Origin of the sequence: Pseudomonas sp. PA-5-4B (genome assembly GCF_021606215.1) — a bacterium.
Lineage (GTDB): Bacteria > Pseudomonadota > Gammaproteobacteria > Pseudomonadales > Pseudomonadaceae > Aquipseudomonas > Aquipseudomonas edaphica.
Window position 1 is genome coordinate 45,750 of the sequence record NZ_WKDB01000044.1, and the last position, 10,858, is coordinate 56,607.

The 10,858-nt window shown below is 60.0% G+C and carries 16 protein-coding genes; 8 read left to right on the forward strand and 8 right to left on the reverse strand.

The window, feature by feature from the left end; translation table 11 throughout:
• The first annotated feature begins 114 nt into the window (after positions 1 to 114).
• The 4 genes from GIW28_RS20655 to GIW28_RS20670 all read left to right on the forward strand — a co-directional run bounded on the left by GIW28_RS20655 (position 115) and on the right by GIW28_RS20670 (position 1,717).
• Positions 115 to 297, forward strand: a complete 183-nt coding sequence (locus GIW28_RS20655) for a type II toxin-antitoxin system HicA family toxin (RefSeq protein ID WP_017736377.1) — start codon at positions 115 to 117, stop codon at positions 295 to 297.
• Between the two features lie 22 nt (positions 298 to 319).
• Positions 320 to 730 carry a type II toxin-antitoxin system HicB family antitoxin gene (locus tag GIW28_RS20660; protein ID WP_169985481.1) on the forward strand — a complete coding sequence of 137 codons (411 nt, stop codon included), beginning with the start codon at positions 320 to 322 and terminating at the stop codon, positions 728 to 730.
• Between the two features lie 75 nt (positions 731 to 805).
• Positions 806 to 1,129: a hypothetical protein gene (locus tag GIW28_RS20665; RefSeq protein WP_017137294.1), complete on the forward strand. Its 324-nt coding sequence runs from the start codon at positions 806 to 808 to the stop codon at positions 1,127 to 1,129.
• 87 nt (positions 1,130 to 1,216) lie between these two features.
• On the forward strand, positions 1,217 to 1,717 hold the full coding sequence (locus GIW28_RS20670; protein WP_017137293.1) for a methylated-DNA--[protein]-cysteine S-methyltransferase: 501 nt from the start codon (positions 1,217 to 1,219) through the stop codon (positions 1,715 to 1,717).
• On the opposite strand, the gene GIW28_RS20675 is transcribed toward GIW28_RS20670, so the two are convergent.
• Complete coding sequence (locus GIW28_RS20675; protein ID WP_169985479.1) at positions 1,718 to 2,500, reverse strand: GNAT family N-acetyltransferase; 783 nt, start codon at positions 2,498 to 2,500, stop codon at positions 1,718 to 1,720.
• 182 nt (positions 2,501 to 2,682) lie between these two features.
• On the opposite strand from GIW28_RS20675, the gene GIW28_RS20680 reads away from it, so the two are divergent.
• Positions 2,683 to 3,108 carry a low affinity iron permease family protein gene (locus GIW28_RS20680; protein WP_017137291.1) on the forward strand — a complete coding sequence of 142 codons (426 nt, stop codon included), beginning with the start codon at positions 2,683 to 2,685 and terminating at the stop codon, positions 3,106 to 3,108.
• Between the two features lie 54 nt (positions 3,109 to 3,162).
• Here GIW28_RS20680 and GIW28_RS20685 read toward each other — a convergent pair whose 3' ends face one another.
• The 3 genes from GIW28_RS20685 to fos form a co-directional block, all read right to left on the reverse strand.
• Complete coding sequence (locus tag GIW28_RS20685; RefSeq protein WP_236458985.1) at positions 3,163 to 3,690, reverse strand: DUF4142 domain-containing protein; 528 nt, start codon at positions 3,688 to 3,690, stop codon at positions 3,163 to 3,165.
• A gap of 119 nt (positions 3,691 to 3,809) precedes the next feature.
• Positions 3,810 to 4,451 (reverse strand): LysE family translocator, encoded by a 642-nt coding sequence (locus tag GIW28_RS20690; RefSeq protein WP_017137289.1) that lies wholly within the window; start codon positions 4,449 to 4,451, stop codon positions 3,810 to 3,812.
• A 54-nt stretch (positions 4,452 to 4,505) separates the two neighbouring features.
• Positions 4,506 to 4,916 (reverse strand): fosfomycin resistance glutathione transferase, encoded by a 411-nt coding sequence (gene fos, locus GIW28_RS20695; protein WP_017137288.1) that lies wholly within the window; start codon positions 4,914 to 4,916, stop codon positions 4,506 to 4,508.
• 101 nt (positions 4,917 to 5,017) lie between these two features.
• On the opposite strand from fos, the gene GIW28_RS20700 reads away from it, so the two are divergent.
• Positions 5,018 to 5,257: a CopG family ribbon-helix-helix protein gene (locus GIW28_RS20700; RefSeq protein WP_236447957.1), complete on the forward strand. Its 240-nt coding sequence runs from the start codon at positions 5,018 to 5,020 to the stop codon at positions 5,255 to 5,257.
• Positions 5,247 to 5,531: a type II toxin-antitoxin system RelE/ParE family toxin gene (locus GIW28_RS20705; protein ID WP_017137286.1), complete on the forward strand. Its 285-nt coding sequence runs from the start codon at positions 5,247 to 5,249 to the stop codon at positions 5,529 to 5,531. The genes GIW28_RS20700 and GIW28_RS20705 overlap by 11 nt, the downstream gene beginning before the upstream one ends.
• A gap of 7 nt (positions 5,532 to 5,538) precedes the next feature.
• Here the strand turns inward: GIW28_RS20705 and GIW28_RS20710 are convergent, their stop codons facing one another.
• Positions 5,539 to 6,447 (reverse strand): LysR family transcriptional regulator, encoded by a 909-nt coding sequence (locus GIW28_RS20710; RefSeq protein ID WP_026013718.1) that lies wholly within the window; start codon positions 6,445 to 6,447, stop codon positions 5,539 to 5,541.
• 77 nt (positions 6,448 to 6,524) lie between these two features.
• On the opposite strand from GIW28_RS20710, the gene GIW28_RS20715 reads away from it, so the two are divergent.
• Entirely contained in the window at positions 6,525 to 7,013 is a 489-nt protein-coding gene (locus GIW28_RS20715; RefSeq protein WP_169985474.1) for a DMT family transporter, read from the forward strand.
• Here GIW28_RS20715 and GIW28_RS20720 read toward each other — a convergent pair whose 3' ends face one another.
• The 3 genes from GIW28_RS20720 to GIW28_RS20730 are packed head-to-tail and all read right to left on the reverse strand — an operon-like array spanning position 7,014 to position 10,536.
• Positions 7,014 to 8,345, reverse strand: a complete 1,332-nt coding sequence (locus GIW28_RS20720; RefSeq protein WP_099548616.1) for an MFS transporter — start codon at positions 8,343 to 8,345, stop codon at positions 7,014 to 7,016.
• Positions 8,346 to 8,404: 59 nt separating this feature from the next.
• Positions 8,405 to 9,346, reverse strand: coding sequence for a hydroxymethylglutaryl-CoA lyase (locus tag GIW28_RS20725; RefSeq protein WP_017137282.1), 942 nt, complete (start codon positions 9,344 to 9,346; stop codon positions 8,405 to 8,407).
• On the reverse strand, positions 9,343 to 10,536 hold the full coding sequence (locus GIW28_RS20730; RefSeq protein ID WP_176991250.1) for a CaiB/BaiF CoA transferase family protein: 1,194 nt from the start codon (positions 10,534 to 10,536) through the stop codon (positions 9,343 to 9,345). The genes GIW28_RS20725 and GIW28_RS20730 overlap by 4 nt, the downstream gene beginning before the upstream one ends.
• Between the last annotated feature and the right edge of the window lie 322 nt (positions 10,537 to 10,858).

Here is a 10,858-nt window from a genome sequence, read left to right on the forward strand (position 1 = left end):
ACACTTCATTCAGCACTTACCGAAACGCCGGTCGTCAGCCGTCGGTAGGTAGAGTGTTGATAATTTATTTTCAGTGGTTATAGTCACCACCAACACACACCACAAGGAGGTGCTGTGGATAGCCGATATTTGATAGGTCACATTGTTGCGGATGGCTGGTACCTGGTACGCACCCGAGGCAGTCACCACCACTTCAAACACCCGACCAAACCGGGGTTGGTGACGATTCCTCATCCAAAGAAAGACCTGTTGGACAAGACCGCCAAGAGCATTTTGAAACAGGCGCTGCTGAGCTGAGCGCCCCTGGAGAGCAATAGACATGCTTTACCCCATCGCAATTTCAACCGGTGACGAGGACCACGCCTGGGGTGTGGAAGTGCCGGATATTCCTGGCTGCTACTCCGCCGGCGACGACCTGGACGACGCCATGGCCATGGCCCGCGAAGCGATCGAAGGGCACTTTGAAATCCTTGCAGAGGATGGCGCGCCGATTCCCACCGCTCAGAAAGTCACCCTGCACGCGGCCAACCAGGCATATGCCGGCTGCATTTGGGCCGTGGTTGATATTGATGTCACTAAATATCTGGGCAAAGCGCAGAAGCTCAATATCACCCTGCCGGGTTACCTGCTGAATCGAATTGATGAATACGTGTTGCATCATCCTGAAGAAAAAAGCCGTTCCGGCTTTCTGGCATCGGCAGCACTAAAGGTTCTGCAGCAGGAACATTGACTTAAGCAAATTCCTAAAGCGACGAAGACGACCTTCGTTAAAAATGCGCACATATCTTACCCATGAGCAGAGCCAATGCGCGTGCCTGTACAAAAAACTGAGAGCCAAGTCGTTAGAAAGGTGGTGGGGCTGGTATTGATCATTCCACTGCTGTTACCGCTGACGCCAATCCCTTTCGGCCTGAGGAGCCTGGCGTCGATAGCGGCTCTGGCGGGATCCATCTATGGCGTCTGGTATTCAAGGCAGAACGCCAGCCGAGGCATCACACTCTGCGCAACCGCACTTGCGCTACTTAACCTCGGTTCATGGGTAGCACTGTCGACGCCCTCGATCGTCTGGTTCATCTATTTCGTCGCTTGGGCCTATGGTTCCGGTAACTGGATTCACTGGAGCATTTAGTCCCAGTAGAATTTGACCGCAAGAAACTGGGTTCCCAACCGCCCACAAGGTGGATAGTGGCCCCCTACATCTTCAAGGAGCCCGCTCATGCCCTACCAATACAAGCTCATGCCTTCCCCCGTCGGCCAGCTCACCCTGGTGGCGCGCAACGGCAAACTCAGCGCCATCCTGTGGGAAAAAGAACGCGCCAATCGCGTGCGTCTGGGCGAGTTGCATCTAGCCGACGACAGCCCGGTGTTATTGGAAGCCGAGCGCCAGCTACGGGAATACTTTACCGGCACCCGCAATCAGTTCGATCTGGCGTTGGACTTCGACGGCACCGATTTCCAAAAACAAGTCTGGCAGGCACTGCTGACCATCCCCTTCGGCGAAACCCGCAGCTACAGCCAGATTGCCCAGCAGATCGGCAACCCCAAGGCCGTGCGCGCGGTAGGCGCAGCCAATGGCCGCAACCCCATCTCGATCGTCGCGCCCTGCCACCGGGTGATCGGTGCTTCGGGCGGGCTGACCGGGTTTGCCGGTGGGCTTGAGGCCAAGCAGTATTTGCTGGCGCTTGAGGATCGCGGCCAGGCAAAGCTGGCCCTCTGATTACGCGTCTGCAAGGGCGTCACGGGTAAAGGCCTGGCACTCGTACAAAGGTTCGAAACCTAGTTGCCGGTACAGCGCGAAGGCACCCTGCGAGGCTTCTAGAAAGCATCGCAGGGCCCCGAGGCTCGACGCGTGCAGCAGAGCGGCATGGATCAATCGAGTGGCGTACCCTCTGCCACGCAAGCCCATGAGTGTGCCGATATCGCTAAGCCGGGCCTCGCCATCACACAGGGACAGCACCAGCGAAGACCTTACCTGCCCCTCATCGGACAAGGTGAAGTGATAAAGCGCCTCACCCGCGTCCAGGGCCCGCTGGTGGCGGACCTGATAACGCGCAACCTCCTCGGGCAGCCTCATGAACGCACTGCCAAAGGGCTCAGCCCAATCGTTCATGTTCCGCGTGAGCTGGACCTGCACACCGCTCTCGCCCACCCATGGCGCCAGGCACGCCAGGTCACCCACCATCGCGGTGGTCTTTTCGACCGGCTTAAAGCCGTGTGCCAAAAACACCTCACCCAGCGCTTCGACCTGTTCCTCATGGATCACCACGCGTATTGCCTGCGTGGTACGCCGGATAAGCTCCAGCGGTGCGGCCAAAGCGTTATCCAGCAAAGTGCTGCCAACCCGGATAAACAACAAATTGAACGGGCTGAAATACTCATCCGTGAAATAAGCATTGATGCCGCCGCTGTATCGACGATGCGTTGGGCACACCGCGGCAAAAAAATGCTCTTCGGTTTTACCGTAGAGCGTGGGCAAATCGCAGGCGGCGTTAGCGTGCATGGGAGAACATCCGGATAAAAAAAACCAGTCTTGCTCCCGCCATTCAAAGGCGCAGTAGGCCAATTCCTAAGATAGCCGGAGGAAAAAGCACGGCATTGTTCTAACCCTAAAATGTAAAAAGAAATTTCGAAGCGGGCCTGCGGTCCATAATTTCATCACCCTCCGGTCAAGGAAAAACGGTCATGAAATTCTCTGCAGTCTCCCAATCTCTGTCCCGCTGGGCAGGCAGTGCCCGCACGTTCTACGTGGCTGTCGCACTGATTTTCCTGTGGAGCCTCAGCGGGCCATATTTCCACTACAACGACACCTGGCAGCTGATCATCAATACCTCGACCACCATCATCACCTTCCTGATGGTGTTCCTGATCCAGAACACGCAAAACCGCGACAACGACATCCTGCATATCAAGATCGACGAGTTGCTGCGCGTCTCCAAGGATGCGCAAAACGCCGTGCTGAGCCTCGATGGCCTGGACCGTAAGGAACTGGAAAAACTGCGCAGCGAATACCGCAGCATCGGCGCCGCAGGCAATGTCAGCCTCAACAGCAGTTGCGGCGAAGTAGTCGACGATGCGGTGACCAACAAAACCGATCTGAACCAGGCATAAAAAAACGGCGGTTGGAGAAAGTCCAACCGCCGTTTTCTATCTCAAGTGACGGACTCAACCGTCGCCTTGATAACCTTTGCCATAGGTCGACGCCAAGGCACGGGCCTTTTGCAGGCGCTCCTCCAACTTGGGCAGCGTTTCATCCACCAGCGCTTTGATTTCCGGCACATCCGACGCCGCACCTTCCTGTTTGAACAGGGCAATGGCGTCTTCGTTTTCCTTGACCTGTTGCGCGGTGTAGGCCGCGTCGAAGGAGTCGCCGTCCTTGAGTTCGGGCATCAAGGTTTCGGCTTTATCGACGATCTTCTCGCGCGGGGCCACCGGCAAGTCGAGTTTCTTGGCGATGGCTGCCAGGTGCTGGTTGGCCTGGGTGCGTTCGTTGATCACCTCGATGGTGTAGTCCTTGATTTCCTGGGACGAGGTTCTGGCGTGGGCCATGCGACTGGTTTCGATATCGGCCATCCCTTTGGCCGAAGCCTGCTCGATGAATTCAGCAGGCGACTGGGCGAAAGCATTGCTGGCGCCGAGGCCCAGCAGCATCGCGAAACTGGCGGTGCGTAACCGGATAGCCATGCGGCTCATGATGGGTTCCTCCAGGTCAAAAATAGGTGCGGGAACAGACGCCCCGCCCTGAATTCGAATTTTCAGGGCGGCAAAGGTTTAGAAAAAACTCGCCAGTGCGACGAACGGTCGTCGCTATATCAGGCCGGTTTGCTGCCAAACAGGCCCGGCAACGCATGCGCCAGGGCATTGATGGCGAAGCCGATAAACATCACGCCACAGAGTTTGGTGATAAGGATTTCATGGCGCTGATACACGGTGCGCACACGTTGGGCGCCGACCACGCCGATCAGAATGGCATAGGCCAGCAGGCCACCGATAAAGCTCAGGAAGATCAACGACGGCAGCATCGCCCACGTCAGCAACTCGGCACGGCTGGACAACAACGCGGTGAAGGTCGCCACGGCCACCGGGTAAGCCTTGGGGTTGGTGAGACCGAACACAATGCCGTGCCAGAACGGGTGCCGCGCCGCGCCCTGAGGTGCATCGCTGCTGCGCCGCTGGGTACGGATCGCACGCCAGCCGAGCCAGAACAGGTATAAACCGCTGAGCACGCCCAGTGCATCAAAGGCTGTGCTGCCCACTTCCCGCGCGCCCACGATGGCAATCAACGCCGTGCTGCACCACACCACGTCACCGAGCAAATGCCCGCACAAAAAACCCGCCCCGGCACGGCGACCACGGGCAGCGCCGATACCGAATACGGCGAGCACGCCCGGACCGGGCGTAATGCCATAGATAAAACCCGAAGCAAGCACGGCGAACAGCAGGGATAGGGTCATGGGCGCGACTCTGATAGACGGTGATGAGGTGGATCGATTCTGCACGTTCCGCCGCTACGGGTAAAACTTCATTCCTGCATAAGGTTTGGCGCGACAGGCTTGCAAACGTGAGGCCAGATCGCCGACGTGGGCTTCGAGCTTGTGGCCATCGGGGTCGAGAAAGTAGAACGACGCGCCTTCACTGCGGTTGTCGCGCCATTCCCGCACCTGCGCAGCGCGCAGGCGCGCCACCAGCGCCGCAAAATCACCGGTATCGGCGGTAAACGCGTAGTGCGTGTATTCAGCCGCAGGCTCTGGCGAGCGCAATGGGTCGAGGGACAAGCACAGCCATAAACCGGGTAGGGACAAATAGGCGCCGCCGTCCCAGGTCGCATCGAGCCGAAGTTGCAACAATTGATGGTAGAAGCCGATGCTGCGGTTCAGGTCGGTGACGGCAAGGGTCAGGTGGTTAAGGCCGCAGAGCATGGAATGTCCTTTTATCTATTCACCCAGTGACGAACGGGGCAAACCGTTTTTGCGATGACGATGTAGTATGTTGCACTACACATCACTACATCGAGGCTCTTATGTCTGTTATGTCTCTACTCATACCGGAAGACGTCGCCGACACGCTTGCCAGTCTCGCCAAGGCGACAGGGCGCAGCAAATCCTTTCTAGCCGTAGATGCATTACGCGAATACCTGACGCGTGAGGCCTGGCAAATAGAGGAAATTCAAAAAGCATTGAAAGAAGCTGATGCGGGCGACTTTGCGACAGCGGCCGAAGTAAAAGCAGTCGCCGATAAATGGCGTAACAATGCAGGTTGATTGGCTGAGGGCTGCCCTCAGGAATCTTGACGATGAAGCGGCCTACATTGCCGAAGAAAACCCGAAAGCTGCCCATGAGTTCGTGCAGGCGATCTTGACCGGGCTTGAACATGTCGCTGAATTTCCGGCAATGGGCAAAGAAGGCAGAGTGCCCGGCACGCGCGAATGGGTAGTGCCCCGATGGCCCTATATCGTTCCCTACCGTATTCGAGATGGCCGGTTACAGGTGATGCGAATTTTTCATACACGCCGCCAGCCACCCGCTTCCTGGTAGCCACGGTTCAGACGGACAATACACCCTGCACCTGCCCAATCAACCACTGCAACCCCGAATCCCCGCCCCGCCGCGCATGCCACGCCAACTCAAACGCAAACGAAGGGATATGAAACGGCGGCGGCACAGCCAGCAGGTGCTGCTGATCGATGTTGAGCAAGCCTCTGGATGACACCGTCAAAATCAGGTCTGTGCCCTGGATCAACTGCGGTGCCACGCCCCAGTGCGGCAGGCTGATCGCCACATGCCGGCGCTCACGAATTGCCGTCAACGCCCGTTCGATCTCCGGGGTGCCACTGCCGCGCATTTCCAGCAACACATGCGGACGCGACAGGTAAGCGGGCAGATCGAGCACGCCGTTTTTCGGCAGGCTTTCGCGGTCAATCAGGCAGGTGTAATGCTCTTCGAATAACGGCGTGGTGCGCAGTTCGGCGGGCATGTCGGGGAACACCCCGGCGGCCAGGTCGAGGTCACCATTGAGCACGCCATCGACCATGCCTTCGCGGCTGGCCTGGACGATTTGCAGGTCGATGCCAGGCGCTTCACGGCGCAAGGTGCGGACCAGCCCCGGCAGGAAAATCGCCGCGCTGTAGTCCGACATCGCCACACGAAACCGGCGCTTGGCCGATGCTGGATCAAACCGGTTGGGCGCCAGCAGCGCCTGCACCTGGGCCAGGGCTTCGGCCAGTGGCGCGGCCAGCTCCAGGGCGCGGGCGGTCGGCACCAAGGCACCGCCCTGGCGCACCAGCAATGGGTCACCAAGCAGATCACGCAAGCGCGCCAGCGCATGGCTGACCGCCGGCTGGCTCAGGTGCAGGCGCTCGGCGGCGCGGGTGACGTGTTGCTCACTGAGCAAGGCGTCGAGGATCACCAGCAGGTTGAGGTCGATGCGGCGCAGATCATTCATCAGCTGCATGCTCAGCATAAGAACTTGGAATTTAAATTTGCGCGACGAATAGCCTAGAGTCCAGCAAAACCTCTGGGAGAACTGAGATGACGACGTTGCATTGGGTAGGTCTGTTGGCACTGGCGGTGATCGCCGGCGCGGTGGTGCCGTTTCAGAGTGCGATCAACGCAAGCCTCGGGCGCGGGCTGGGGCACCCGTTGTGGGCCACGCTGGCGTCACTGCTGGTGAGCATTATTGTGTTGCTGCCGGTCATCATCGCGCTGCGCCTGCCCTTGCCGAGCCTGGCCTTTATCACCAAGGCGCCGCTGTGGATATGGGCCGGAGGAGCGTTTGGCGTGTGCTTTATTTCGCTGGCGCTGATGTTGCTGCCCAAGCTCGGCGCGTCAGGGTTTATTGCGCTGGCCATGGCCGGGCAGATTCTCGCTTCGCTGCTGCTCGATCACTTTGGCCTGTTCGGCCTGATGGAACGCCAACTGACAACGCCCCGCGTGCTGGGGGCGTTGTTGTTGATTGGCGGGGTGGTGTTGATTCAGTTCAGCGCCACACCGGCCCGCGCCCTTGCCACGGCAGGCTGATCAGCCCCTGTCGAGCGTGCGCAGTTTTTGTGGCAAGCCCCACAGCAGCAGCGCCGCCGCCAACAGCGCACACACGCCGATCACATACAGCGCCGGCGTGGTGCTGCCGGTGAGGTCCTTGATGCGCCCCACCATCACCGGGCTGACAATACCGCCGAACTGCCCGAGGGTGTTGATCACCGCAATGCCACCGGCCGCACCCGCACCGGCGCCAGCCAGCAATTTGGGCGGCAGCGTCCAGAAGGTGGGGATCGAGGCAATGATGCCCGCGCCCAACAGGCCCAGGGCGATGATCAGGAAGGTGGTGTGGTCGGCAAAGATCCCGGCGCAGAAGAAGCCAATGGCGCCCAGTACCACCAGGCCGCAGACAAACTTGCGGCGCTCACCGGTGGCGTCCGACAGTCGCCCGATCACCACCATGCTGATCGCCCCGCACACATAGGGAATGGCGGTGAGCAGGCCGATCATCACCGGGCTCTGGGTGCCGGCACTGCGGATCAACTGTGGCGCCCAGAAGTTGAGGCCGTAAGACGCCACCTGGATCAGAAAGTAGATAAACCCAAGCATCAAAAACCCTGGAATGCGGATCGCCGAGAGCAACGAGCCACCGTGCGCGTTCGGCTCATGCTTGGCGATGCGGCTCGACAGCAGGGTTTTCTCGGCAGGCGTCAGCCAATGCGCGTCTTCAATGCGGTCCTTGAGCAAGGTCAGCACCAGAAAACCCAGGCCGATGCAGGGCAAGCCGCCGAGCAGGAACAGCCAGTGCCAGCCGCGCATTTGCAGTACGCCGTCGAGGTGTTCCAGCACCAGGCCGGAAAATGGCGCGCCGACTAAACCGGCGAAGGCCGAGGCCAGGAACAGCATTGAGGTGATGCGCCCACGAAAGTGCTGCGGGAACCACAGCGTCAGGTAATACAGCACGCCAGGCGCAAACCCCGCCTCCATTGCACCGATGATAAAGCGCAGGCCATAGAACTGCCATTCGGCGGTGACAAACACCATGGCCGCCGTGGCCAGGCCCCACGACATCATGATGCGCGCGATCCAACGGCGGGCACCGACCTTGTAGAGCATCATGTTGCTCGGCACTTCGAACAGCACATAACCCACCACAAACAAGCCGGCGCCCAGGCCATAGGCGGTGTCGCTCAGGCTCAGGTCGGTTTGCAGCTGGAACTTGGCGAAGCTGATGTTGATGCGGTCAAAAAACGCGAACAGGTAGCACACCATGATCAGCGGCATCAGGCGCCAGGCGACCTTACTGACCAGGGCTTTTTCGGCATCGATTTCAGCGGCCGGGCGCACGCCGGCCTCTAACGTATTAGTGCTCATGGTTTCTCTCCAGCGGGCTGCTCACAGGCGCCCGATTGTTTTTGTTGTCTGGTAGCGCGTTACAGCGTGGCGATGTAAGCCGGTGGCGGGTGCAGGTCGCCATTGCGCCCGGCCTTGGCGACTTGGCCGGGCAGTTCATGCCCAAGCAAGGCCGGCAAGCGACGGGACATTTGCAACAGGTGCGGCAGGTCGATGCCGGTGTGAATGCCGACCTCTTCGCAGAGGTTGACCAAATCTTCGGTGCAGATATTGCCCGACGCGCCCGGCGCAAACGGGCAACCGCCGAGGCCACCCAACGCCGCGTCAAACCGGCGGGCTCCGGCCTCGTAAGCGGCCAGCACATTACACAAACCCAGGCCACGGGTATTGTGAAAATGCAGGGTCAGATCGCTGGCCGGCACCTGTTGCAGCACGCGCTTGACCAGACGTTCGACCTGTCGCGGATTGGCCATGCCGGTGGTGTCGGCCAACGTGATGCCCTGAATGCCCAACTCGCGATAGGCGTCGACTATTTGCAGCACGCGGTCTTCATCGATCTTGCCTTCGAACGGGCAGCCAAAGGTGGTGGCAATGCTGCCGTTGAGCCGCACCGGGTGGTCGGCGGCAAAGCTGACGATATCGCCAAACGCCGCCAACGATGCCTCGCAACGCATGCGCATATTCGCCAGGTTGTGGGTCTGGCTGGCGGACATCACCAGGTTCAGCTCATCGGCGCGCGACTCGATGGCGCGCTGGGCGCCCTTGAGGTTGGGGATCAGCGCCACATAAATCACACCGGCCCGGCGCTCAATGCCCTGGAACACCTGCTCGCCATCACGCAACGCGGGAATGGCTTTGGGCGACACGAACGAGCCCGCCTCGATCCGCGAAAAACCGGCCTGCGCCAGCGCGTTGATCAGCGTGATCTTGTCGGCGGTTTCAACCCACGTCGGTTCGATCTGCAAGCCATCGCGCGGGGACACTTCCTGCACGATCAGCGCGTCAGAATAATCAGTGATCATTGCACCACTCCCGCGGTTTTCAAGCGCTGGATATCGGCGCCGGTAAGGCCCAGGCTGCCAAGGATGTCATCGGTGTGCTGGCCCAGGGTCGGGCCTTGCCAGTTCACACCACCGGGGGTTTCAGAAAGTTTGGGCACAATGCCGGGCATCTTCACCGACACGCCGCCGGGCAATTGGGCATTGAGCAGCATGTCACGCGCCTGGTAGTGCGGGTCGCTGACGATATCGGCCACCGAGTAAATGCGCCCGGCCGGCACCTCGGCGGCTTCGAGCGCGCTGAGCACCTGGTCGATAGGCAGGCTGCTGGTCCAGTGGGTAATGGCCGCATCGAGCAGGCCACTTTTGGTGGCGCGGCCGTCGTTGTGGGCAAACTCCGGCGCTTCAGCCAGGTCGGCACGGCCGATGGTGTGCATCAGACGCTTGTAGATCGGGTCACTGTTGCCGGCGATCACCACATAGGCGCCGTCGGCAGTCAGGTAGGTGTTGGACGGCGCAATACCCGGCAAGGCGCCGCCGCTGCGCTCACGCACATGGCCGAGCATGTCGTATTCGGGCACCAGGCTTTCCATCAGGTTGAACACACTTTCGGCCAGTGACACATCGACAACCTGCCCCTCGCCCTGCCCGGTCTTGACCCGCAGCAGCGACATCAGCGCGCCGATCACCGCGTGCAACGAGGCGAGAGAGTCACCCAGGCTGACGCCAACCCGCGCCGGCGGAGAGTCGGGGTTGCCGGTGGTGTAGCGAATGCCGCCCATGGCCTCACCGATCGCACCAAACCCTGGGCGATCGCGGTAAGGCCCGGTCTGGCCGTAGCCGGAGATACGCACCAGAGTCAGCTTGGGGTTCAGCGCATGCAGCACGTCCCAACCCAGGCCGAGTTTCTCCAGGCCGCCAGGGCGCAGGTTTTCGATCAGCACGTCGGCGTCGCCCAGCAATTGCTTGATCAACCCCAGGCCTTCCGGGGACTTGAGGTCCAGGGCGAGCGACTTTTTGTTACGCGATTGCAGGTACCACCACAGCGATGTGCCTTCGTGCAGCTTTCGCCATTTACGAAGCGGGTCGCCTTGGCCCATGGCTTCGATCTTGATCACCTCGGCGCCGAACTCGGCCAGCATCCGCGCAGCGAACGGCGCGGCAATCAGCGTGCCGATTTCAATCACCTTGATACCGCTCAATGGCGCTGTCATGGGATGGTCCTCTTGTTCTTGGAATACGCAGCCAAGGCTAGAGGACAGAGGGAAGATAAATCCAACCGTCAGTTGGCAAGGAGCGTTCGCGAAATGCGAACGGCTATTGGGTGCCGGCGTCAGTCAGATCGCTATCGCGGGCAAGCCCGGCTCCCACAGGAGGAATGCGGCCCCTTGTGGGAGCCGGGCTTGCCCGCGATGAGCATAGGTATCTACACAACTTTTAAAAGCAGCCTATTTCTCCTGTGGCGAGCAGGCTTGTCCTGCGTTGGGCTGCGAAGCAGCCCCAAAAACAGACGCTGAGTACTTTCAGCAAAATTGC

Bases quoted from the DNA above. Each gene is read 5' to 3' on its own strand.
- GIW28_RS20660 (WP_169985481.1), top strand. From the start codon at position 320: ATGCTTTACCCCATCGCAATTTCAACCGGTGACGAGGACCACGCCTGG.
- GIW28_RS20665 (WP_017137294.1), top strand. From the start codon at position 806: ATGCGCGTGCCTGTACAAAAAACTGAGAGCCAAGTCGTTAGAAAGGTG.
- GIW28_RS20670 (WP_017137293.1), top strand. From the start codon at position 1,217: ATGCCCTACCAATACAAGCTCATGCCTTCCCCCGTCGGCCAGCTCACC.
- GIW28_RS20675 (WP_169985479.1), bottom strand. From the start codon at position 2,500: ATGCACGCTAACGCCGCCTGCGATTTGCCCACGCTCTACGGTAAAACC.
- GIW28_RS20680 (WP_017137291.1), top strand. From the start codon at position 2,683: ATGAAATTCTCTGCAGTCTCCCAATCTCTGTCCCGCTGGGCAGGCAGT.
- GIW28_RS20685 (WP_236458985.1), bottom strand. From the start codon at position 3,690: ATGAGCCGCATGGCTATCCGGTTACGCACCGCCAGTTTCGCGATGCTG.
- GIW28_RS20690 (WP_017137289.1), bottom strand. From the start codon at position 4,451: ATGACCCTATCCCTGCTGTTCGCCGTGCTTGCTTCGGGTTTTATCTAT.
- fos (WP_017137288.1), bottom strand. From the start codon at position 4,916: ATGCTCTGCGGCCTTAACCACCTGACCCTTGCCGTCACCGACCTGAAC.
- GIW28_RS20700 (WP_236447957.1), top strand. From the start codon at position 5,018: ATGTCTGTTATGTCTCTACTCATACCGGAAGACGTCGCCGACACGCTT.
- GIW28_RS20705 (WP_017137286.1), top strand. From the start codon at position 5,247: ATGCAGGTTGATTGGCTGAGGGCTGCCCTCAGGAATCTTGACGATGAA.
- GIW28_RS20710 (WP_026013718.1), bottom strand. From the start codon at position 6,447: ATGCAGCTGATGAATGATCTGCGCCGCATCGACCTCAACCTGCTGGTG.
- GIW28_RS20715 (WP_169985474.1), top strand. From the start codon at position 6,525: ATGACGACGTTGCATTGGGTAGGTCTGTTGGCACTGGCGGTGATCGCC.
- GIW28_RS20720 (WP_099548616.1), bottom strand. From the start codon at position 8,345: ATGAGCACTAATACGTTAGAGGCCGGCGTGCGCCCGGCCGCTGAAATC.
- GIW28_RS20725 (WP_017137282.1), bottom strand. From the start codon at position 9,346: ATGATCACTGATTATTCTGACGCGCTGATCGTGCAGGAAGTGTCCCCG.
- GIW28_RS20730 (WP_176991250.1), bottom strand. From the start codon at position 10,536: ATGACAGCGCCATTGAGCGGTATCAAGGTGATTGAAATCGGCACGCTG.